Annotated in this window: 1 protein-coding gene; it reads right to left on the bottom strand. The window is 62.4% G+C overall.

The genetic code is table 11. The features are described from left to right. Window positions 1–98: 98 nt before the first annotated feature. A complete protein-coding gene (locus WP12_RS14980; RefSeq protein WP_046193683.1) occupies window positions 99–485 on the bottom strand; it encodes a helix-turn-helix domain-containing protein in 387 nt (128 codons plus the stop codon). Window positions 486–575: the final 90 nt, after the last annotated feature.

The raw sequence follows: 575 nt of genomic DNA, 5'->3' as shown, positions 1-575 counted from the left end.
CACGGCGTCGACAATGCTCGTGGTCGTGCCGGTCTCATCGATGAACACCAGCGACTGGAAGTCGAACCCGGCCTGCGCCGCCTGCCAGATCGCACGTGCTATCGCGACGTCGGGCCGGTCTTGCTCGCTGGCGTAGATGGTTCTTTTTTTAAGCGCAGCCCCAGCTTCTTCACCGTCCGCCATACGCTCGTATAGCTCACCTCGGTGCCACGGCCGGCAAGACCCTCACGCACATCCGTCAACGTCAGCTCCGGCACCGCCGCCAGGCGCTCTGCGATCCAGTTCACCTCGGCGGTCAATTTCGAACGATGGTCGCCGCCCATCGGCAAGGCCGCGTAGCTGGTCGTCCGCTGATAGCGCCGATACCAGTTGCCCGCCGTACTCGGCGCTACGCCAAAAATCGCGCCCGCTTCGCGGCAGCTCCGGCCCCCGACCATCGACGCTACCACGCGCTCCCGCAAATCATCCGAATAAGGTTTGCCCATCCATGCCGACCTCCATCCCAGCCAGCACTCTGAATCACAAATCAGCCTCAAAGGGAATCCGCCGATTCAACACGATCGTGTTCGACTCTA

The organism is Sphingomonas sp. SRS2 (assembly GCF_000971055.1).
Classification (GTDB): Bacteria; Pseudomonadota; Alphaproteobacteria; order Sphingomonadales; family Sphingomonadaceae; genus Rhizorhabdus.
This window is presented reverse-complemented; position numbering and strand designations above follow the sequence as displayed.

Excerpts from the sequence above, each read along its gene's own strand:
- WP12_RS14980 (WP_046193683.1), bottom strand. The coding sequence starts at position 485 with ATGGGCAAACCTTATTCGGATGATTTGCGGGAGCGCGTGGTAGCGTCG.